This is a genomic window from Entomomonas asaccharolytica, from assembly GCF_016653615.1.
Lineage (GTDB): Bacteria > Pseudomonadota > Gammaproteobacteria > Pseudomonadales > Pseudomonadaceae > Entomomonas > Entomomonas asaccharolytica.
In genome coordinates this window covers 1,312,579-1,337,566 of the sequence record NZ_CP067393.1, presented here as the reverse complement: position 1 = coordinate 1,337,566, position 24,988 = coordinate 1,312,579, and the positions used below count along the sequence as shown (strand labels likewise).

At 33.7% G+C, this 24,988-nt stretch carries 12 protein-coding genes; 3 read left to right on the top strand and 9 right to left on the bottom strand.

The annotated features are described in order from the left end of the window. The 3 genes from JHT90_RS06005 to JHT90_RS05995 all read left to right on the top strand — a co-directional run bounded on the left by JHT90_RS06005 (nt 1) and on the right by JHT90_RS05995 (nt 17,393). Complete coding sequence (locus JHT90_RS06005) at nt 1–1,125, top strand: ABC transporter permease (protein ID WP_201095215.1); 1,125 nt, start codon at nt 1–3, stop codon at nt 1,123–1,125. A gap of 653 nt (nt 1,126–1,778) precedes the next feature. Then, nucleotides 1,779–16,664: a non-ribosomal peptide synthetase gene (locus JHT90_RS06000; RefSeq protein WP_201095214.1), complete on the top strand. Its 14,886-nt coding sequence runs from the start codon at nt 1,779–1,781 to the stop codon at nt 16,662–16,664. A 63-nt stretch (nt 16,665–16,727) separates the two neighbouring features. Then, nucleotides 16,728–17,393 (top strand): 4'-phosphopantetheinyl transferase family protein, encoded by a 666-nt coding sequence (locus JHT90_RS05995; protein WP_201095211.1) that lies wholly within the window; start codon nt 16,728–16,730, stop codon nt 17,391–17,393. Nucleotides 17,394–17,498: 105 nt separating this feature from the next. On the opposite strand, the gene JHT90_RS05990 is transcribed toward JHT90_RS05995, so the two are convergent. From JHT90_RS05990 to JHT90_RS05950, 9 genes are all read right to left on the bottom strand, one after another. Further along, nucleotides 17,499–17,840 carry a hypothetical protein gene (locus JHT90_RS05990; protein WP_201095209.1) on the bottom strand — a complete coding sequence of 114 codons (342 nt, stop codon included), beginning with the start codon at nt 17,838–17,840 and terminating at the stop codon, nt 17,499–17,501. Nucleotides 17,841–17,993: 153 nt separating this feature from the next. After that, nucleotides 17,994–18,170 (bottom strand): hypothetical protein, encoded by a 177-nt coding sequence (locus tag JHT90_RS05985; RefSeq protein ID WP_201095207.1) that lies wholly within the window; start codon nt 18,168–18,170, stop codon nt 17,994–17,996. Beyond that, a complete protein-coding gene (locus JHT90_RS05980; protein ID WP_201095206.1) occupies nt 18,167–18,481 on the bottom strand; it encodes a hypothetical protein in 315 nt (104 codons plus the stop codon). The genes JHT90_RS05985 and JHT90_RS05980 overlap by 4 nt, the downstream gene beginning before the upstream one ends. A 138-nt stretch (nt 18,482–18,619) precedes the next feature. Further along, complete coding sequence (locus JHT90_RS05975) at nt 18,620–18,943, bottom strand: cobalamin-dependent protein (RefSeq protein WP_201095204.1); 324 nt, start codon at nt 18,941–18,943, stop codon at nt 18,620–18,622. Further along, nucleotides 18,940–19,965, bottom strand: coding sequence for a hypothetical protein (locus JHT90_RS05970; RefSeq protein WP_201095197.1), 1,026 nt, complete (start codon nt 19,963–19,965; stop codon nt 18,940–18,942). Before JHT90_RS05970 ends, JHT90_RS05975 begins: the two co-directional genes overlap by 4 nt. Next, a complete protein-coding gene (locus tag JHT90_RS05965) occupies nt 19,962–21,308 on the bottom strand; it encodes a B12-binding domain-containing radical SAM protein (RefSeq protein WP_201095196.1) in 1,347 nt (448 codons plus the stop codon). The genes JHT90_RS05970 and JHT90_RS05965 overlap by 4 nt, the downstream gene beginning before the upstream one ends. A gap of 2 nt (nt 21,309–21,310) precedes the next feature. Continuing rightward, entirely contained in the window at nt 21,311–22,708 is a 1,398-nt protein-coding gene (locus JHT90_RS05960; protein ID WP_201095195.1) for a B12-binding domain-containing radical SAM protein, read from the bottom strand. 10 nt (nt 22,709–22,718) lie between these two features. Beyond that, nucleotides 22,719–24,236: a GH3 family domain-containing protein gene (locus tag JHT90_RS05955; RefSeq protein ID WP_201095194.1), complete on the bottom strand. Its 1,518-nt coding sequence runs from the start codon at nt 24,234–24,236 to the stop codon at nt 22,719–22,721. Beyond that, nucleotides 24,229–24,942 (bottom strand): hypothetical protein, encoded by a 714-nt coding sequence (locus JHT90_RS05950; RefSeq protein WP_201095193.1) that lies wholly within the window; start codon nt 24,940–24,942, stop codon nt 24,229–24,231. Before JHT90_RS05950 ends, JHT90_RS05955 begins: the two co-directional genes overlap by 8 nt. Between the last annotated feature and the right edge of the window lie 46 nt (nt 24,943–24,988).

The window sequence follows — 24,988 nt, the reverse complement described above, 5'->3', positions numbered from 1 at the left end:
ATGCAGAAACTTATAAATATTTATCAGCTAGGAATGAAAGAATTATGGGGCTTAGCGCGCGACCCTGTAATGTTGATACTTATTGTTTACTGTTTTACAGCCTCTATCTATACAGCGGCCACCTCCATTCCTGATACCCTAAAATTAGCTTCTGTTGCCATCGTAGATGAAGATGATTCACCTTTATCAAGGCAGATTATTAATGCTTTCTACCCTCCTTTATTTAACGAGCCTACCAAAATTTCTTTAAAAGAAATGGACACAGGAATGGACGAAGATAAATATACTTTTGTGCTTAATATTCCTCCTTACTTTCAGCGCGATGTACTGAAAGGAGAAACACCTGATATTCAATTAAATGTCGATGCAACCCGAATGAGTCAAGCATTTACAGGTAGTGGCTATATACAACAAATTGTATTGGATGAAATTAATGAATATGTACAACGCTATCGTACATCTGAAACAGCAACCGTTGATTTAGCATTACGTACGAGTTATAACCCTAACTTAACCCATGCTTGGTTTGGCTCAGTAACAGAAACCATTAATATGGTCACTATTCTCTCTATTATCTTAACAGGTGCAGCCTTAATGCGTGAGAGAGAGCATGGTACGATTGAACACTTACTGGCAATGCCGGTTACACCTTTTGAAATTATGTCATCTAAAATTTGGTCAATGGGTTTAGCGGTTTTAATTGCAACCAGCTGTTCACTTGTACTAATTGTAGAGTTGGCACTGAAAGTACCTATTATTGGTTCTAAATGGCTATTTCTTTGTGGTGCTGCACTACATTTATTTGCCACTACCTCAATGGGAATTTTTTTAGCAACCGTGGCACGGAGCATGGCTCAATTTGGTATGTTATTAATGCTAATTCTACTGCCTCTGCAAATGTTATCAGGAGGTAGTACACCCCGCGAAAGTATGCCTGAACTTGTTCAATATATAATGCTTATAGCGCCTACCACTCACTTTGTAGAACTTGGTCAAGCGATTTTATTTCGTGGGGCGGGTATTGAAACGGTATGGATACCTTTCTTATTTTTAACTATCTTAGGCATTAGTTTTTTCACTTTTGCATTAGCTCGTTTCAGAAAAACCATTACGCAAATGACCTAATTAATAAAATTAATACCTTATTTATTATAAATAATATTTAGCCCTAATTTATGCAAATTTGCACCGATTTTTGCCAAAAAAGCTAGAAAAATCAGTTAATTTACTGATTTTAACTTTACCAAAAACACTAAGTAGCATATTAATATTATTCGTATATTATACCAAAGTATAGTTTTGTATTATCTTTTACTTGGTATCCTTAACAGCAGTTTTTAATAGGAACATAGGGAGTATTAGGATGATCAACAAAATTAATGAAAAAACTTTTTATTCATTAATAAAAAAAGGACATAGGGATAATAAAAAACCATCATTATTTTTTTTAAATAATATCTCAATAAGTTTCTATTTTTTTATAAAACTCATAAACAAAATATTTCTTAATTACCATCATACTCCTTTTAATATTTTATATCGTCTATCCTTCAGACTTACCAATCAATTTATTCTGTTAAGAAAATTATTTAGTCCTGGATGTAAACAGACTCAATAGAGTCTTTTCTTATTTGTTCAAATTAATACTTTAACTAATTTTTGGTGTTAGCAAAAAATTGTCCTAATTTCCTTTGTTATTAGCGACAACAATAAACATGATGATTATCTGTACATCAATGTAGTTTTACTATATTTCAGCATTTATAGGTTATACAAAAATGAAAAACATTAAACTGACCCCTTATCAGTCAATTTTCTATTATGAGTGGTTATCTAACCCTCTTCGCAGCGACTACAACATTGTGATTGACAATACAGTTTTGGGGGAGGTAGATGTAAAGAAATTTACTGCTAGTTTTAATAAGATATTTAATGAACATTTTATAACACGCCATACTATATCTAATGAAGCAGAAGGTATTTGCTGGATCCCCTCTCCCCCTGTTCAAAATTCTGTAACTTATTATGATCAGCCGTTATCTGATGAAGAACTTTATGAGATCGTTACCTCTCCCTTTAATTTGGAAAAAGATCTTCTCGCGAGAATACATCTAATCAAATTAGCTAATGAACAATATCGGCTATTGTTCGTTTTTCATCATGTTGTGGTAGATGGTATTAGTACCCAAGAAATATGGGAAAAGATTCGTAAAAATTATAATGGTATTGATTATGAAGTTCCTACCCTTGATGTTCAAACTGAAATGCATCAAAGGCTTTATAATAACTACCAACAGATACTTACTACCCAAAAAGAGCAAATGGAGTCGTTCTGGAAAGAACATTTAAAAGAAGTACAAAGTGTTGATTTATCTTTTTTAAAAGCAACCAGTATACCCTCTGAAAAGCAAACTATACCTTTTATTACAGAGTATCTATTTAGTTATGATGAACAAGTTGATAAGCAATTAAAAACCTTCCGTCGTAAATATAAAATTACTACTTACATGTTTGGTCAGCTAGTAATGGCTTTACTGCTGCATAAAATGACAAGGCAAACTAATATTCCTCTTGCTTATCCAGTAGCCATGTTAGAAGGTAAAGATTTACAGTATGGATCACATGTTAATACATTGTTAATCAACTATCATTTTGATAATAACACTACTATACAAACTGTTCTTAATAATGTTATTGAATACTATAAAAGCCTTAAAAAATCTGCTGGTAAGTATTTACCTGTCTATGAGATTATGTCTTATGTTGATAATCCGAATATTTTAGATGTTGCCTTTGTACAAACTTTTTTCCGTGACCATCAAACTCATCTTAATGGTATTCATGGCGAAAAAATAAATCATGAATTACAAATAGACTTAGCTAACAAGTTAGTTTTTGAACAGGAAGAATACAATAATTGTATTAACTACCGTGTTAAATTTGATGATAGACACTTAGACAAACAACTTGTACAACAGTTTATTAAGCTATACCAAAAATTATTTGTTCAATTGTTAGACTATCTAGTCAATGATCTTACTCACACCCTAACTAAAGATATTGATTTGCTCGATAAAGAAAGCTATCAAGAGTTAATCTATTCTAGAAATAACACACAACAACCCTATGCTAATGACAAAACAGTGATTCAACTATTTGAACAACAGGTTCAAAAAAATCCTGCTAACATTGCTGTTATTTTCAATCAAAAAAAGCTATCTTACGAACTACTCAACCAGCAAGCAAACCAACTAGCACACCATTTACAAACAACCTATAATATCCAACCTAATGATTTTGTAGGATTATACTTAGATCGCTCTGAACAAATCGTAGTCTGTATTCTAGCGATACTAAAAGCAGGGGCCGCTTATGTACCAATGGATCCTGATGCACCTAATGAACGTAATGGCTTTATTATGCAAGATGCTAAATTAAAAGCCATTATTACTCAGCAACATTATCAAGCTAAGGTAAGCTCACTTGTAGTAGATATCCCAGTATCTTGTATTGATCAACAGGCTTTTATTGCAACTTTAGCACAATACCCAATTACTAATCCCACAAATACAACTAAACCATGTGATTTAGCGTATGTTATCTATACCAGTGGTACGACGGGCAACCCTAAAGGTACGTTGATTGAACACCATAATATTAATCGTCTAATTATTAATCCTAATTATGTTAAGATCAATGAAACTGATCGTTTATTGAGTATCTCTGGTTATCAGTTTGACGCGTCTACTTATGATATTTTTGGTTCCTTATTAAACGGTGCAGGTTTAGTAATCGCAACTAAAGATAATTTCTTAGATTTAGAAAAGTTTAATCAATTAATTAATGATTATAAAATTACAAACTTTTTCTCAACCACTGCTTTTTTCAATACGTTGGTGGATGCTGAACTAACTAATTTAGCTCATTTAAAATATGTACTATTTGGTGGTGAAGCATCATCTGCTATTCATGTAAATAAATTTAGAAAATATTATCCCAATGTTAATTTAGTCCATGTCTATGGTCCAACAGAAACAACCACTTATGCTACAGCTTATTTAACAAATCAGGCAACAGAACCTTTTAATCAAACTGTTGCTATTGGTAAACCTTTGACCAATACAACTGTTTATATTTTAGATGAGCAAATAAAACCTGTTCCTATAGGTGCTATTGGCGAACTTTATATTGGTGGTGCAGGTGTTGGGCGTGGTTACTTAAATAACCCTGCAATGACTGATAAAGTGTTTATCGGTAATCCTTTCCAAACTGCTGATGAAAAAGCTCAAGGTTATAATAGTAAATTATATAAAACGGGCGACCTTGTTCGTTATTTAGCGGATGGTAATATTGAATATGTTGGTCGTAATGATTTCCAAGTTAAGATTCGTGGCTTTAGAATTGAGTTAAGTGAAATTGAATCACGTTTAAATAATTATCCTGCTATTAAACAGTCTATTGTTCTAGCCCTAGATAATAATGCAGGTAATAAATATTTAGCTGCCTATTATGTGGCTGATAAAGCTTTCGATAATGATGAGATACTAAATTATTTACAACAATTCTTACCAGACTACATGTTGCCCGCTACCTTTGTACACATGCAGTCATTCCCTATTAATATAAATGGCAAAGTTGATCGCCGTGCCTTACCTGCACCCTCTTTTATTACGCAGACACAATACATAGCGCCTAGCAGCATTATTGAACAACAAATAGTTGAAGCCTATGCGGAGTTCTTGGGTGTAGAAAGTGAAACTATTAGTGTTACTGACGACTTCTTTAGGTTAGGTGGTAATAGTATTTTAGCGATTAAATTAGCCAGTAAGTTAGCTAGATTATTTACTAAACAAATCCATGTAGCTGATATTTTTGCTCATCGTACTGTGCGCACGTTAGCTGAATTTATTGATAATACTAAAACTGCACAAATTTCTATTGTAGCCCCTACAGTTGATAATCCTCAACAACAACTATTATCCTTTGCACAAGAAAGGTTGTGGTTTATCGACTCTTATGAAGGTGGCAGTGATGCTTATAATATTCCATTAGTATTTAAAGTAAACCCTGTAGTTGATTTTAGTCTTGTGGAACAAGCTATTATTATAGTAATGGAACGTCATGAAGTATTACGCTCATTAATTAAAACAAATTCAGAAGGGCTTGGCTATCAACAGGTAATGGATTTACAAACCATGCCTTTTGCCATTCATTCTAATCTATGTCTTTCCCAACAAGACTTACAAAGTACTATATATCAGCATATTCATCATATATACGCTTTAGATTCAGAATACCCTATCTTTATTAATCGTTATCAATTAGCCAATGAACATTATCTAGCCATTGTTATCCATCATATTGCTTTTGATGGTTGGTCTCTTGATCTCTTTATTAATGAATTTATCCAAGCTTACCAGTATCTTGAAGCTCAGCAAAAAGGAGCTAATGAGCTTGCTAAAGAACTCGAATTACCTATAGTTGAAACCCAGTACAAAGATTTTGCTTTATGGCAACGTCAATATTTACAAGGCAAAGTGCTTGATGAACAGCTGCAATACTGGCAACAACTACTCACTGACTATGAACCATTAAATCTACCAATAGATCATGTACGACCATTAGAGATTGATTACAAAGGTCAAGATGTTTATTTTGAATTGGATAGCCAATTAAGCCAACAGTTAAGAACCATCGCAACAAATTTGAATGTTAGTCTATATACTGTATTACTTAGTGGTTATTATCTGTTATTAGGTGCTTTAAGTAATCAAAAAGATATTGTATTAGGAACACCTATTGCTGGTAGACATTATCAGGCTATTGAGCATACCATAGGCTTCTTTGTAAATACTTTAGCTTTAAGACAACAAATTAAATCTGAGCAACAACTAGTAGAATTTATTAAACAAACAGGACAATTAGTTAGTGAAGCTCAAAAACATCAGGATTTACCTTTTGAAAAATTAGTTGATGCTCTTCAAATTGAGAAAGACTCCTCAAGACATCCTATTTTCCAAGTAATGTTTGGTGTGCAGTCCTTTGGTAGCTCACAATTAAAAGCAATTAATGGCTTATTAGAGCCTTATCAAGTTGAAGATACACAATATCAGGTAGCTAAGTTTGATATTACGACTACATTAGATGATTCTGATGAGGTAATCACAGGAATATTTAATTACGCCACTTCACTTTTTGATAAACACACCATAGAAAATTACATTACTGTTTATCAATCTATTCTTAAACAATTTGCTAACTTATGTGAACAACAACAAACTATCAACAAATTAAAATATTTAAACGGGGACGCCTATGAAGAATTAATTTATTCAAAAAATAATACTAAAAAGCCCTATGCAAATGACAAAACTGTGGTTCAGTTATTTGAACAACAACTACAAAAAACACCTCATAATACAGCGGTTATCTTTAATCAAACACAATTGTCTTATGAGCTACTCAATGAACGCGCTAATCAATTAGCGCATTATTTACAAACCACTTATCAGCTTCAGCCTAATGATCTCGTTGGGTTATATCTGGATCGCTCAGAACAAATTGTTGTTTGTATTTTAGCTATCTTAAAAGCAGGTGCAGCTTATGTACCTATGGATCCTGATGCACCTAATGAACGTAATGGCTTTATTATACAAGATGCAAAACTAAAAGCCATCATTACTCAATCACATTATCAAGATAAGGTGACTTCTTTAGCTGTAGATATCCCTGTATCCTGTATCGATGAGCCAGCTTTTGTAAATACATTAGCACAGTATCCAACAGCTCATCCTATTATTGATACTACGCCACATGATTTAGCTTATGTTATTTATACCAGTGGTACTACTGGTAATCCTAAAGGCACGTTGATTGAACACCATAATATTAATCGTTTAATCATCAATGCTAATTATGTTGAGATTAACCAAGACGATCATTTATTAAGTATCTCTGGTTATCAATTCGATGCTTCAACCTACGATATTTTTGGCTGTTTACTCAATGGGGCAAGTTTAGTAATCGCGACTAAAGATAACTTCTTAGATCTGGAGAAATTTAATCAGTTACTTGCTGACTATAAAATTACTAATTTCTTTTCCACCACAGCCTTTTTCAATACATTAGTAGATGCTAAATTAACTAATTTAGCTCAGTTAAAATACGTGTTATTTGGTGGTGAGGCCTCTTCTGCCATTCATGTGAATAAATTTAGAGAATACTATCCAAACGTTAATTTAGTTCATGTATATGGCCCAACAGAAACAACCACTTATGCTACAGCTTATTTAACCAATCAAGCAACCGCTCCATTTAAGCAAACCGTCACCATTGGTAAACCACTGACCAATACAACAACTTATATATTGGATGAGCGACTACAGCCTGTGCCAGTGGGTGTTATTGGTGAACTATATATTGGTGGGGCTGGTGTTGGGCGTGGTTATTTAAATAACCCTGAAATGACCAATAAAGTATTTATTAATAATCCTTTCCAAACCGATCAAGAAAAAGCTGAGGATTATAATAGCAGGCTTTATAAAACAGGCGATCTGGTACGTTATTTAGCAGATGGTAATATTGAGTATATTGGCCGCAATGACTTCCAAGTTAAAATTCGAGGTTTTAGAATTGAATTAGGTGAAATTGAAGCGCGGCTAAGTAATTATTCTGGTATTAAACAAACTATTGTTTTAGCTTTAGATAATAATATAGGCAATAAATACCTAGCTGCTTATTACATGGCTGATGAAGCATTTGATAGTAATGACTTACTAAATTATTTACAGCAATTTTTACCTGATTATATGTTGCCTGCTGTTTTTATACATATGCACGCCTTCCCTATTACGAGTAATGGTAAAGCGAATCTCAGAGCACTACCTAAACCCGTCTTAACCAATACAAAAAACTATCAAGCACCAACCAATGATACAGAACTTCTGTTCTGCAACACATTTGCTGAAGTACTTAGATTACAAGCTGATAGTATTAGCATAGAAGATGATTTCTTCAAATTAGGTGGTGATAGTATTAGCAGTATTCAATTGGCTAATCGCATTAGACAATCATTGAATTATTATCTATCTATTAAAGATATTTTTACCTATCGCACAGTTAAAGCATTAAGTGACCATGTACTTAAAAACCAAGATAATGTAATAGCCACTATTCAATCTGAACAGGGTGTTTTAGAAGGTAATATTCCTTTAGCGCCAATTCAACAATGGTTTTTTGCAAATAGAGAATTAGGTAAGTTACCTGCTTATCATCATTGGAACCAAGCATTTTTAATTAAAGTACCAAAACTTGATATTGAATTACTACGATTAAGCCTTAATAAGTTGGTTGAATATCACGATATATTACGAGCTACTTATCAAGACTCCTTGACGGGCTATTATCATTCAACAATTGCAGCATTACCTTTCGATAGTATAGATATCAAAGGCCTTACTGAAACACAAATTACTCAACAGTTAACTCAATGGCAAAATCAATTTAATTTTGCAGAAGGTCCACTATTCCACATAGGTTATCTTGAGGGTTATGAAGATAATAGTGCGCGTATTCATATTGCAGTACATCATTTAAATATTGATGCAGTGAGTTGGCGAATTATTAAAAATGATCTACAAAGACTCTATCAGTTCTTTGCTGAACAAAATAAATCATTAGATAGCGCCATTGATGCTAGCACTATTTTAGGTGATAAAGGTACAAGTTATCGTCAATGGGTGAATAAGCAACAAAACTATCCAAATTTTACTGTACAAGGCTTTGATAGCGAACAAGCTTATTGGCATGAAACAGTTAAAGGGTTAGATAATTATAATCAACAATTAGCTTCTTATCGAACAGATACACTCAATAAAACCAAAATCCAACTATCAAAAGAACAAACAACGGTATTGCTACGTGATGTAAATAAAGTCTATGGTACAGAAATAAATGATATTTTACTTACAGCTCTAGCCAGTGCTTTAAAACTTGTCTTTAATCTTAATCAGCACTATATCCATCTTGAAGGACATGGCCGAGAAGATTTATTTAATGATATTGACATAAATAATACAGTTGGTTGGTTTACCTGTATGTATCCTGTTAAGCTTGATGTCAAAGAGCAAGGAATTGTACAAAATTTACCTGTTATTAAAGATTACTTAAGAAGTATTCCACATCATGGCTTTGGCTATGGCGTATTAGTGGGTTATATCGAACAGCCATTACCTGCTATCTGCTTTAATTATTTAGGTCAATTTGATAGTGATGAACAACATTCATACTGGACATTCAGCAATGAAAGTTCAGGTGTCGCAATGTCTTCGGAAAATCGTAATACTGATTTGTTAGCATTAAATGGTGGCATTCTAAATGGACAATTACAATTCGCAGTGGAAGGTTATTTAAATAGTGCACAACTAGAATATTTCTCTGTCGCCTTTACTCAACAATTAGAATGTTTAATTACTGAATTGTTACTGTTAAATCGTAGCTATTTAACTGTATCAGATATTAATCATGTCATTTCTAAAAATTTATTAGATAAAATTCAAGACAATAATGAAATAACTGCTATCTACCCTGCTAATAGTTTACAGCAAGGCTTTATATACCATGCCATTGTACAAGGTGAATTAGATAACGCTTATCGTATCCAGATGATTTGGGATTACCAAAATCCATTACAAGCTGATTTACTTCATAAAGCATGGCAACTTTCCCAGGAAAAACATCCAACACTCCGTTTAAGATTCTCTTGGGATGAAGATTTTATCCAAATCGTTGATAAAACCAATACCTTTAATTGGCAGTTTATTGATTTAAGCGATCAAGCAGAAGATCAACAATTAATTGCTACAAGCAATCTATTAGAAACAGATCGTCAAATCAATTACAACCTCGCTCAAGGGGGGTTATTTAGAATCTATTTAATCAAATACAACGAACAACATTACCGTTGTATCTTCAATAACCATCATGCCATTTTAGATGGTTGGAGTCTTCCTATTCTATTGCATGATGTACACCAAAACTATTTGGCACTACTCAATAATCAACCTATTAATAGACAGGAAGATAAAAGTTATTTAGCCGCACAAGCATTTTTACAAGCACAAACGCATAAAACAGATGAGTTTTGGAAAAATTATCTCAATCAAGATAACCAAGAAAACTTAGAAAGTCTTCTTAAACCAGAGATGCGTCATATAAACCTAAGTGAACATCGTTATATTGAAGATCCGCAAGAACTTTCTATAACTATTGCTAAACAGCAAGGTGAACAACTTATACAACTATGCAAAAGCCATGAGTTTACTTTAAATGCATTAATGCAATACTGTTGGCATCAACAACTAAGTATTTATGGTAATACAGATACTACAACATTAGGTATGACTGTATCAGGTAGAAACCTACCTGTTGATGGCATAGAAACATCGGTAGGTCTTTATATTAATACCCTACCCATTACCTTAGAGCATACTGAAGATACATTAATTAATATTGTTAAGAATTTACAAACCCATATTAACAATGTAAATAATCACAGTAATGTAAATCTTACAGAACTACAAAAATCTGCTAATCGGCTATTTAACTCATTATTTGTTTTTGAAAACTACCCAGTTTCAGATAGTAACAATGAACAACTTAAGATAGTCTTTAAAGAAGGTAAAGAAAAATTAGACTACCCTCTAGGCATCGTAGTTTATGAAAAAGCAGGTGAAATTAACTTTAAAATAAAATATGCGGGTGAGCTATTTGATCAACAAACTATTACTAGGATATTACAAGGTGTTGAACTAACCCTTGAGCAACTACTTAATAATCCTAATATCCATGTTAATCAATTAAAACTGTTAACCACACAGGAACACACACAACTTATACAAAATCAGGCAGCACAAACTGTACCCTTTACTCAAAATAAACTGATTAGCCAGTTATTTGAAGAACAGGTTCAGCAAACACCTAATAATATTGCGCTGGTTTATGAAGATGTTCAATTCAGCTATCAACAATTAAATGATTACACCAATCAACTGGCAAGTTATTTAAGACAACTGCTAGCAATAAAACCAGATGATTTGATTGGATTATATCTTGATAAATCTGAGCATATGGTTATTAGTATCTTAGCTGTACTTAAGGCTGGTGCAGCCTATGTACCTATGAGCCCACAAACACCCGTGGAACGTACTCAGTTAATGATTGCAGATACACAGTGCAAAGCCGTGTTAACCAATCAACATTACTGTGGTCAATTAAATACTATTGCTGAAAATTATAGTACTCAAATAATAGATATAGATAATCCTCTATTAATTAACAAATTAGTAAATTTTGATAAACAAAATATTACTAGCCAAACACAAGCAAATAACTTGGCTTATATTATTTATACCAGTGGTACTACAGGGCAACCAAAAGGCGTGATGATCGAGCATCATACCTTGGCAAATCTTGCTACCGTACAACAGGATATTTTGGATTTAGCCCGTTGTAATCTTCACAATAAACCCAAAAATGTACTATGGTATTCCAGTTATGTGTTTGATGCTCATGCATTTGAAATTTATAATGCATTATTAAATGGACATTGTTTACATGTCCTTGCAGAGACTAAACGACTAGATTTTACAGCCTTATCTAGTTATATTAAACAACGTAATATAGACTTTGCATTTATTCCCCCTGCCTTACTAGATAAAAATGAAACGCTCCAACTACCTGTTTTAACTGTTGGTGGTGAAGCGACTAGTAAGGAATTAGTTAATCAATACTGTCAACAAGGTGTAAAATTAATTAATGTCTATGGCCCTAGCGAAACAACTGTTTGGGCAACCGCTCACCCTTACCAAAAAGATGATATTAATACCAACATTGGTAGACCAATTCATAATGTTTGTACCTATATCTTAGATAAATATTTACGGCCAGTTCCTGCTGGTGTCATCGGTGAGCTTTATATTGGTGGAGCTGGTGTTGGGCGTGGTTATCTGAATAACCCTGAAATGACCAATAAAGTATTTATTGATAATCCTTTCCAGACTGAGCAAGAAAAAGCGCAAGATTATAATAGCAGATTGTATAAAACAGGCGATCTTGTACGTTATTTAGCAGATGGTGATATTGAATATATTGGCCGTAACGATTTCCAAGTTAAAATTCGTGGTTTTAGAATTGAATTAGGTGAAATTGAAGCGCGTTTAAATGATTATCCTACCATTAAACAAGCTCTCGTCTTAGCACTAGACAGTACTACAGGTAATAAATACTTAGCCGCTTACTATGTAGCTGAAGAAGCTTTAACTAACGATGAGTTGTTGAGGTACTTACAACAGTTTTTACCTGATTATATGCTACCTGCTGCATTTGTACATTTAACATCCTTCCCTGTTACTATCAATGGAAAAATAGATCGCCATGCCTTGCCTAAGCCATCACTAATTAGCCAAGAACAATATATAGCACCTACTACAGAAACTGAACAGCTACTAGTGGAATGTTATGCTGAGTTTTTACATATTGCAGCTGAAACTATAAGTATCTCAGATGATTTCTTTAGATTAGGTGGTAATAGTATTTTAGCCATTAAGTTAGCTAGCAAAATCTCTAAACTATTCGCTAAACCTATCCATGTAGCTGATATCTTTGCGCAACGCTCAGTACAAGCTTTAGCAAAATTTGTTGAACAATCAAAAGGTGAACATGCGTGCATTATAGCCCCTGTTGTGGATAACCCACAGCAACAACTATTATCCTTTGCCCAAGAACGGTTATGGTTTATTGATTCTTATGAGAATGGCAGCAATGCTTATAATATTCCATTAGTATTTAAAGTAGCCCCTTCCATTGATATCGCTATTATGGAACAAGCTATTGTAAAAGTAATTGAACGCCATGAGGTATTACGTTCTGTTATTAAAACCAATAGTGATGGTTTAGGTTATCAGCAAATACTGTCACTATCCTCTACTCCATTTGTAGTGGATACCTTTATATGCTCCTCACAAGAAGATTTAGATCAACATATTTACAAGCATATACATCGCGTATTTAAGCTAGATAGAGAACTGCCGATTGCTGTAAACCATTACCTACTAGGTAATGATAATTACATAAGTATGATTATTCATCATATTGCTTTTGATGGTTGGTCAATAGAACTATTGATTAAAGAGCTAACTCATTATTATCAATACCTTACTGCCCTACAGCAAGGACAAGTTGAACAAGCGGAGCAATGGTTATTACCAGCTATTGATATTCAATATAAAGATTATGCTTTATGGCAACGTCAGTATCTACAAGGCAAAGTATTAGATGAACAACTTCACTATTGGCAACAACAATTAGCTGATTATCAACCATTAAATTTACCAACTGATTATGTCCGTCCGTTACAAATAGACTACAGTGGTAAAGATATTAATTTTCAGCTAGATACTAAACTCAGTCAACAACTACGCTCTTTAGCTGCTGAACTCAATGTAAGTTTATATAGTGTATTATTAAGTGGTTATTATCTATTATTGGGTGCTTTCAGTAATCAACAAGATATTGTCATTGGTACACCAATTGCGGGAAGACATTATCAAGCTATTGAACAAACCATTGGTTTATTTGTTAACACCTTAGCATTAAGACAACAGATTTCAGCTGAGCAAACACTTGTTGAGTTTATTCAACATACAGGGCAATTAATCATTGATGCACAAAAGCACCAAGATCTACCCTTTGAAAAATTAGTCGATGTTATGCAGATTGAAAAAGACTCCTCAAGACATCCTATTTTTCAAGTTATGTTTGGTGTACAGTCTTTCGGTAATAATCTAACAACGGACACAGAACAGTTATTTTTGCCTTATCAAGCGGCAGGTACTGAGTATCAAGTAGCTAAATTTGATATAACCACCATGTTAGATGACTCTAAAGAAGCTATCACAGGTATATTTAACTATGCTACACGGTTGTTTGATGAACAAACCATAATGCATTACATTACTGTTTATCAATGCATACTTGAGCAATTTGCTAGTTTATGTGAAAAGCAACAAACCATCACACAACTAAACTATTTAAACAAAGATACTTTTGCAAAAACCATTTATCAATGGAACCAAACGCAATGCGATTATCCTAAAAATACGACTATTCATGCGCTTTTTGAAGAGCAGGTGCAAAAAACACCTAATAATATTGCGATGGTATATGAAGATAATCGCTTAACTTACCAACAACTCAACCAAAGCGCCAATAAGTTAGCTCACTACTTAAGAGATAACTTTGCAATACAAGCAGATGATCTGGTGGCACTTTGTTTGGACCGCTCGCAACATATGCTAATTAGTATTTTAGCTATTCTTAAAGCAGGTGGTGCTTATGTACCTATGGACCCACAAGCTCCAGCTGAGCGTATTAGCTACATGCTTGCAGATACTAAAACCAAGGTCGTTTTAACCACCAACACAAGTTATGAAAAAGTCAAAGCATTAGCGACTACAGAACAAGTAGTTATTAATTTACAAGCACCAGAAACAATACTTGAAATTACTAATTACAGCAGCGATGACTTAACACCAGTAGCACAACCGAACAACTTAGCTTATGTTATCTATACCAGTGGTACAACAGGCAATCCAAAAGGTGTAATGTTAGAACATCAAGGTGTGGTTAACCGTATTGTTTGGATGCATAATCAATATCCAATCACCGAGCAAGACCATATCTTACAGAAAACTAACTATACCTTTGATGTATCTGTATGGGAATTATTCTGGGCAAACTGGTATGGCGCCTGTATTGTTTTTGCACATCCAGAACTTTATAAAGATAATCTTTATTTAGCTGAGTTAATAGAACGTGAACAAGTAAATGTATTACACTTTGTACCATCAATGCTGGTAGCTTTTGTTGAAACATTAGCCACCCAAACAGAACTACAATCTAAGGTACAAAACTTAAAGTATTTATTCTGTAGCGGTGAAGCACTAAATCTTTACGAAGTTAAAAAATGCCATAGCTTGATACCTAATTGTGAAGTACACAATCTATATGGCCCTACTGAAGCAACAGTGGATGTTTTATATTACGATTGTAACAATCCTGATATAACTGATGTACTAATTGGTAAGCCCATTGCTAATACATCTGCCTATATTCTTAATGAACAGCTACAACCTGTTCCTATAGGAGCTATTGGTGAGTTATATGTAGGAGGTGACGGTGTTGCTAGAGGCTATCTAAATAACGCTAGTCTTTCCGCTGAACGTTTTATTGCTAATCCTTTCCAAACAGCAGAGGAAAAACAGCAACACTATAATAGTCGTATTTATAAAACAGGCGATCTTGTTCGTTCTTTACCAGATGGCAATATACAATACTTAGGACGTAATGATTTCCAAGTAAAAATCCGTGGTTTTAGAATCGAATTAGGTGAAATTGAAGCACGTCTAACACAATACTCAGCAATCAATCATAGTATTGTAATAGCATACGAGCATTCATCAGGTAGTAAATACCTTGTGGCTTACTATACATCACCACAAGAGATTGACTCACAACTACTACACGACTATTTGCATAAAAACTTACCTAGTTACATGATACCTAGTTACTTTATTCATCTAACTGAACTACCTATTACCTCCAATGGTAAGCTAAATAGGAGAGCTTTACCCAAGCCAAACTTTACTGAAACCATTACCTATGTTGCTCCTGAAAATGCTATTGAAAATACCCTCTGCCAAGTATTCTCTAGTGTCTTAAAAATTTCAAATACTGAAATTAGTATGCTAGATAATTTCTTTAAATTAGGTGGTAATAGCATTTTAGCAATGTTACTAAACAATAAAATTAACGAAGCTTTTAAAATTAAACTACGTTTAGTAGATATTTTAACTACCAACACTATTCGAGAATTAGCTATAAAAATTGCTAATACTAAAGAGCAGTTTAATCCGATTATGCTATTAAATAGTGCGCAAGATAAACCACAAATGTTTATGATCCATCCAGGGTTAGGTGGCTGTGAAGTTTATAATTCCTTAGCCAATAAATTAAATGGACATCATCATTGCTATGGTATTGATTCATATAATTTCTATCATGAGCAAAAAATTGATGATCTCACTTTATTAACTCAATACTACTTAGAGCATATTGAAACAATACTTAATAAAGATGAGCCTATCACCTTACTGGGCTGGTCTTTAGGAGGACAAATTGCCTTAGAATTAGCCGCTAATTTAGAAGCAAGAGGTATAAAAGATATTAAAGTTTATCTACTTGATACATGGCTATTAAATGAAGATGATTTAAAATTAAATGATCAGCCCATTGATCTTGTCCATATCATGAAGGAATTAAATATACCTGCCTATTTAAAACCTAAAGTAGAATCCATGATGGAGATTGATAATAAACTTTCTGTACAACCTTTATCGAGCAAGCTGAAAAAAGCTCAAGTAGTATTATTTAAAGCTAATAAGATTCATGGTTCTGCAGAGCTCTATCAAAGATATCCACTAAATAATATTGATGCTTACATCACTTATCCTAATCAATTACAACTTGTAGAAATAGACTGTGATCACTACAAGATACTTGAAAAGGAACAAGAGATCATAAGCTATATCACTGAACTAGTCAGCTAACTACTTTACTGCATACTCCATCAAGCAATTACCTTTTGTTTGGTGGAGTTTTTTTTATATATTATGAACTATATTTACTGTGCCTCTATAAAAGGATTGGAGTGGTCACATCTTCAGTCTCAGAAAAAAATACTTAATAGCTCAACTCAAAAAGATCTTGAACAATTTAGATTTAATGAAGATAAATGTCGCTCTTTAGTAGGTAAAATGCTATTACTTTATATACTAAAAAAACATGAGAATTTTCAAAAAAATACTCTGCCTGATATAAGCTATAACCATTATCAAAAACCAATTATTGATAGTATGCAAGGTGGTTTTAATATTTCACACTCAAACAGCTGGGTAGTTTGTGCTTATAACGATCAAGGAGCTATAGGTGTAGATATAGAAAAAAAAGTACCTATTAATATACACGAATATAAAGAGGCACTTACTAACAGTGAATATTACTCTTTTATAAATAATAAAAAACTTGATTTCTTTCAATTATGGACGTTAAAAGAAGCTATTATGAAAGCAGAAGGTAGTGGCTTCTTTCTATCTCCTAGCTCCTTTGAAATACCTTTTCCATTTATTAATCATAGCCAAATAAATATCAAAGAAAACAACTGGTATCTATATTCCCAAAACTTTCAAGACCAATATATGTTATCCATTGCATCTGCTCATAACACGGAACATGAAACCGTAGTCATCGTATTGCAAGATAATATATTACTCACTTAACTATAAGTATTTTTTGTATATTATTAAAGAGAATTATCTATATCTATTATTTGTTTAAAAGTAACCTGTTAAATAGATACAACTTACAAAAAAGCTATCCTTATTTCAAATCTTATTCTTAAGGATAATAGGTTTAGTGCCTGTGTGACCATATTTTTTATAAGAATAATTCATCACGCCTAATACAGGGATAACAATACAAATACATAAACCTAAAATAAAAAACACAGTATAGAATAAATAACTTTGCTGTCCATACAAGTAAGCTATATATTTATAGCTACTCATAACTAAACCATAGCAAAAGCCAAATCCACCAAAAATCCAAGGGACATAATCAAGTACTATTGCCTCTGCTCCTTTATTGTTTGCCCAAGCTTCATTATAAACAAATAAAATACCTGCTTTAATGGCGACAATATCATAAAGAATATTCCAAAAACCCATTACTGAGCAAAGAATCAATGCTGAAATAAATATATCTAGTATTGTGTGTGCAGTATATTGATAAACTAACCATGCAAGTAATGCTGTGGCGCTACCAAAAACAAATCCATATTGTATGCGAAAACGTCCTAGATTAAATCTAGATTTAACTTCTCAGACCTTACAAATATTAGTACCCACACCTGGAACTATATAAGCCCACAATACGGGGATTAGCCATGCTAATAACATTTGCAATAAGTTTTGGTATTCTTTCCACCACAAATAAGCTGCTAATGGTGATAATAAATCTGCTGCTAGATAAGGGTAAATTTGCAATAACTTTTTCATTTAAGACCAAATTTTATACCATGTTTTTTATAAACTTCTTTTCTAAATAAAAAAGTATAACGCCAAAAAGAAAACACTCGGTTTATTGATTGTAAAGTCACTCTTAAATCAGAAAAACGTCTTATTATTGAGGGGATACTATTAAAATAACTACGAGCATTATGACAAGCATTAGTTAATTGTTTAGGTGTCATCAACTTAGGAATATAAGCTGCTTGATTAAAACGATATTCAGATACACCATTTTTATAAAAGCCATGAATAGAGCAAAAATCACAGGTAAAACGACAGCCTCGAGTGTATTGAATCAAATCGACAGATGCATATTTTTTGCCCTTGAAAATACTGCGATCTAATCGATAGTCATCTAAAGGTATACTATGATTAGCATAATAAATAGTTTGTAATTTATTTTGCCGAAAAACTTTTAATAACTGCTCCCACGCACCTTAAGCGTCTCCTACAACAATACTATCTGCATGTTGTAATGCTTCTTCTGGCAAAAAAGTAGGGTGATAGCCACCCATCACCACTTTAATACCTTGCTTTCTATAATAATCAGCCAATTGATAACTGCGTCTAGCAGTAAAAGTTTCTACTGAAATAGCAATTAAGTCTGCTTCTAACTGTGCTGGTATCACTTCCACTCGATCATCATAAAACTGAATATCATGACCTTCAGCCCTTGCGGCTAATATGCCCATAGCTGATGGTGGCATTGCATCAGTAGCCTGATAATCCCCCATATTAGGTCTTAGTAATACTATTTTCATAAAATAGCAGCTTCAGGATTTAGCATTTGTTTTTCCCACCTTGGATTAGCGACTAGCTCAACGCCATAAATTCTCGTTTTATAAAGCAGCGGTTTAAATATATTAATAATAGCAGAAGCTTGGGGATGATTAGCAGCTAAAGAAAATGTTAATAAAGAAGTTTGACAATGATGCAAAGCGTCTTTTATTAAAGGTATGATCATTCGTTGATCTTGTACTTGGAAGAAACTTAAAAAAGTTTGATCTAATACTTGCTTAAGCCTTGGTAATGTTGGCCTTTTAGTCAGCTTAGCATAACCATTATAGACAGGTCTTAATAGACTGATCATAGGATGATAATGAGCAGCTACGATCTGCTTAAACTGCTGCTGATTCCACAAAACTGTACAGCCTTGTAATTGATTATTTTGATAATAACCTAATACTGGCAAGCTAGCTTTTATGAGCCAATCTTCTGTTAAATAGGGAGCTAGTTGGTACTGGATAGCTTGTTTATTATAAAAATCAACAATAGCTTGTGGTTGTTCTACTTTTTGCCATAATCCTAAGTCTTTAGCTCTTTGTTTGGCAATAACAAAGGTGCATAACTCACCTAGCAACTGATATTTAGGTAATCCTGCAACACCTTTTTCTAATATCCTACGGGCTGTTTTATTATCACTAGCAATACTAGTATAACAATAATCAGGTGGGCTAAAAAAGTGTTTTAGATAATTAAAACCTTCTTTTAGCACACGTATCTTATTTCTATAATTTTTGCTAACTCTTAAGCTATTAAGATAGCCTAATTCAACAAGTTGACCATTTACAAATCCTTGTTGTCTAGTTAGTTGACAACAACCTAAAAAACTTCCTTCTTGTTCTGCCAAAATAGGATACTCTTGACCAAAATAATGTTGCTTATTTAAATAATTAGGCTGGCGAGTCATCAACATATCTACCCAACCTTGCATCGCATTTTCTTCTAATAGCTTAAGAAAGTATTGCTGATTAGTTGCAGATACAGCATGGAAATTAATCATTGAATCTCCAATAACTTACCTTGCCATGTTTCATCACCCAATGGATAACCATTCCTTGAACTAATTTCATTGCGATGTAATGCATTGATTGGAAAAAAGTTACGAAACATAAAAAAGTCATTACGATTTTTCCAACTACGTTTAAAAATGGAGCGCCAGCTATAAAAATCTCTACGTGCGCTCACACAACCTGTAGTCACTTGCTCAGGTGTTAATTGAGTAGGATAAAAGGGTACTTCATTATAACGATAGTAATCATCTAACCACCAATGCTCATAACGTAATCTATTTTCTTGTTGTAATCGCTTATAAAGTGGTGTGCCTGGAAAAGGAGTCATATGATTAAAAGCAGCAATATACATACCCTCTCGCTCAGCAAAAGTAACCGCTTGGCTAAAGGAATCTTCTGTATCGTGATCATAACCAAATACAAAAGTCCCATAAACTGCTATACCATATTTTCTTAAATTAGCTAATGCTTGAGAGAAACCACCTTTCATGGTATTAAAACGTTTATTCATCAGTTTAAGATTTTCTTCATTAAGCGACTCAAAACCTATTAATACACCCTTACAACCTGATTCCGCTAGCTCTTTTAAAAAACTTTCATCATGGGCTGCATTAATACTCATTTGGGTAATCCAACGAATATTTAATTTAGCTAGCTCTGGTAACCAAAGCCTACTTTCATGAATATTGCCTGCAAAATTATCATCCACAAAAAAGAATATTTTTTTGCTACGTTTTTGTTTGGTTAATTCTTTTAATACTTGGTCAGGATCACGTCTACGATAACTGCGTTGATAAAACGTTTGAATCGCACAAAACTCACAAGGAAAACGACAGCCTCGCCCTGTTTCAACTAAACCAATGGGTAAATAACGCTTCCCTTTAAAAAGGCTTCTATCTACTTTTACACCACTAAGATCTGTTTGTATACCTTGATAGAAAGGTTTAAGGGTATGATGCTGTAAATCATCTATTAACTCTAACCATTTGCCTTCCGCTTCCCCCACCATTATAGCGTCAGCATAACGGCTAGCTTCTTGTGGCATAAGGGTCACGTGAAAACCGCCCATAACCACAGGTACACCGCGTCGCCTATACTCACTGGCTATTTGATAAGCCCGTTTAGCAGTATAGGTTTCTACTGAAATAACCACCGCATCAGTCGGTTCATCATAGGGAATTTTTTCTAATCGATCATCATAGAAACGTGTTTCTACCGTATCAGGAGTAAGCCCTTTTAATGCCGCTATGGGTAATGGCTCCATTTGCCATGAACGCAAATAAGACTCACCTAAACGATGACCAATAGCAGGATGTACAAAAGTTAACCGCATAGTTATTTACTTTGTAAAATTATTTTAGAAGGATTGCGCTCAATAGGCCAATCACAGGTATAAAACTTATGGAGATTATGTGCATAAAATCTATAACCAAAGTTTGCTGTCAATGCTAAAGGTTGGAAATTACGTGCACCCCATAAACGTTTAAAAATATTTTTATATTGGTATATTTTCTTCCATGCTCTTTCATGGCCTTCTGATAACTGCTGCACTGTCATTAACTTTGGCTCAAACACCACATGTTGTGCATCATAAAGTGACCAGTCTTTCGTTAAAATACGTTTTTCTTGTTCTAACCTTTTATATAAAGGTGTTCCTGGAAAAGGTGTTAATACTGAAAAGCGAGGCAAATCAATTGCTGCATCTATAGCTAGCTCCACTGTTGCATCAAAGGTATCTAAGGTATCGTGATCTAATCCAAAAACAAAACACCCTTGAATAGAAATACCCAACTTATGTAATGTAGCTATTAATTCTTTATAGTTTACAGAAGAGTTAAATTTCTTACCTGCATCGCCTAAGCTGCCTGTGGTTACAGTTTCCAAACCTAACAATAATCCTTTACAACCGCTTTTAGCCATTAATTCCATCAACTCATTATTATGTGCAATTAATACAGTTGATAGACCAAACCATTGAATTTTTAATGGAATAAGTGCAGTAAATAACTCTTTGGCATATTCAAGATCAGATACTAAATTTAAATCAACAAAGATAAGTTTTCGTTTACCTGTTTTCGCTACAAATTGGCGAATATCTTCCACTACCCATGAAACAGGATGCTGATACTGTTTACGTCCCCATGCAGTAGGCGCTACACAAAATTCACAATCATGTCCACAAGAGCGGGTTGCTTCAAATACAGCTTGGGTTAGAAAGTATTTACTATCAAATCGTTCTCTTTCAGGAAAAGGTAAGGTTGTATCAGTTAAATCAAAACATTCACCTTGTTTATAAACAGCTTGCAATTTATCCGCAAAAAAATCATAAATTAATTGTGGCCAAGTTTGATCTGCATAACCTATACAGATAGCATCTGCATGCTCTGCTGCCTCTTCTGGCATTAGTGTAATATGAGGACCACCTAATAATACCTTTATTCCTTTTGCCCTAAATTGATCGGCTAGCTCATAAGCTCTTATTGCAGTGCCAGTGATGGCGGTAATACCAATTAAATCTGCTTGTAAATCGGCAGGTATTTCCATAATACCTTCATCTATCAAAGTGATTTCGATAGGTAATTCTTTAGGCGTTAAGGCTGCTAAGGTGGTCAATGTCAATGGCTGATAGCGTAAGGATTTTTTAAAAATCCCGCCACTTTTCCGATATAACGGTCCCTTTGGTGAAATTAATACTAATTTCATTTTGCGATCGTTGTTATACTTTGTTTCCATTGTTTATTACCTATGCTTGAAATACTTTTTTCCAGTCGCCTAAAAATAAGGCTGGAATCTTAATATCGCCTAATCGTTTACCCTTAGCTAATTGCCAAGTTAAATACTGTTTTTCAGGTACATCAATTACTTTATATGTTAGTGGCGCTAGCTGATTCAGCTTTCTAGCATATTCATATTGTGGATTATTACACAACGCCTGCTCAATAGTTATAAGTATATGTATATTTTCAGCAAAATAATTTTTATCTATTAACAGAATATAACTACATTGCTGTTTGTTTGTACAAAGCATAGCAAATCCTTTAAGGGGAGCTAAGCATTGATTGACAAAACTTTCCGTTAATTTTTCACCCACTAAATCAGATACTATACCTGCTCGTCCTACAAATTTAAGTATTGGCCTATTTTGTTGATAACCTAAACAAGCTACTATATCAGTTGTGTTATAACGATAAAGTCCGCTATTAGTAGTAACTATTACCTGATAACTCTGTTGTACTTCTAATTCATGAGCTAAGTATATTTTTCCTTGCTTATCTAAAAACTCATAAAAATTACTTGCTGTGCAAAGCACAGCTTCATTGGCTTGATTAGGTACTGTAATTACAGCCTCTGTAGATAATAAACCTTTAGGTTGTATATCAGGATAAGGAAAATAATCTGCTAATACTTTGGCTTGCATAGCTGAGGATGCATCAGCCCAACAGCTTATTAGTGCTAAATTTGGCCATATTATTTGTGTTTGTTGCTGACTTAAATATTGTTGTAAACGCTGAGCAGCGCCTACATCTTTTTCTAAGATATGACCAGCAACCATACCACCATTATTTAATAAATCTAACAGCTTATTCTGCTGCTGTTGTATGGCTTTTAGCAATTGAATAAGAAAGCTAGGGCTCCAAATGGAAATAATCACTAAATCATCACTGCATAATAAATAATAGAGTGTTAATAATTGCCAATCTTCTACACTATTTACCTGCCCCACAGACAATGGAACAGCAGATAATGCCATAAATGCGGCTAGATTTTCATTTCCCAAATAAAGCGAATCGCCACCACCAATAGCGATTCCATTTGCTGTAGTCTGTGGCTGTGCAGTAGCTGGACTAAGCGCCCAATATACTTTACCTTGCGTAATTTTATATTGTGCGATTAACTCCGCTAACCAATTTAATAAAGCATGACGAAAATCTTTTAGTCCCCTAGCTGAATAAGGGAATAACTTTCCACCACTATAACTCCCTCCCGTTTTTTCAAAAGCTACTACCTCACCATTAAATAATTGGTTAGTTTCTCCCTGTAATAATTTTTCTATCCAAGGGCTTAACAGCTCATAATTAGTAACAGGAACTTGTGCTTGATATTCAGCTATATTGTGAATACTGGCAAAATGATAATGTTGACCATAAGCAGACTGCTGATTATACGCCAAACACTCCGCCAACCATTGCTGTTGAGCTATAACCGTAGACTGAATGGTTGGCTTTAAATACTGCGTAAAATGTTGCCATGGATTATTCATTGCGATACTCAATATTAGTATCTAAAAATAGTTTTTGGGCACGTCTCTGTAAATTATCAGCACTAAGCTCACATAAACAAACTAACTCATGACCTTGATAATAATTAGGATTTTTACTGAGAAAAAATTGACTCGACTTTTTTTGCTGTTCGTGGGCTGCAATTTCTGTTAAATCCTCTTTTAAATAGCCATAGTCACTAGGACATTCCACAACACCTGTTTGCACATTATAAAGATCTGCAAACTTAGCTATTGCTAATTGATCTGCTAATTGTTTTAAGGTTGGTTGTGTTTCATCCCAATGGGGATAAAACTTCTTTGCAAATACAATTAAATACTTATAAGTTCTATAGCCTTTCACTAATAAAAACCAGTAAAGAGGTGTTGTTGGATTTTCTTGCTTTAGTTTGCCCATCCGTTGAATCCAAGCGGCATGTAATGACTGTTGCTGCCAATGCTCAGGCATCACTATGGTATCACCTGAGTAAACAATCATTTTCTGCTGAAAAGAATAAAACTCTATGGTTGTAAAACCAACGATTTGCCCCTTGTGCTCTAAAAAAAGGACTTCATTTTTACTCTCTAAATCGTTATAAAAACGTTCTAAATCGCTACCTTGATAGTATTGAAAGTAAATATTGGCCATTTGCTGTTTTTTATAATCAGTAAGAGAGTTCACTGTTTGAAAATAAGCCTGATAAGTCATATCCTTAAGCACCATTATTTATTACTCATTAGTTTAACACATACTT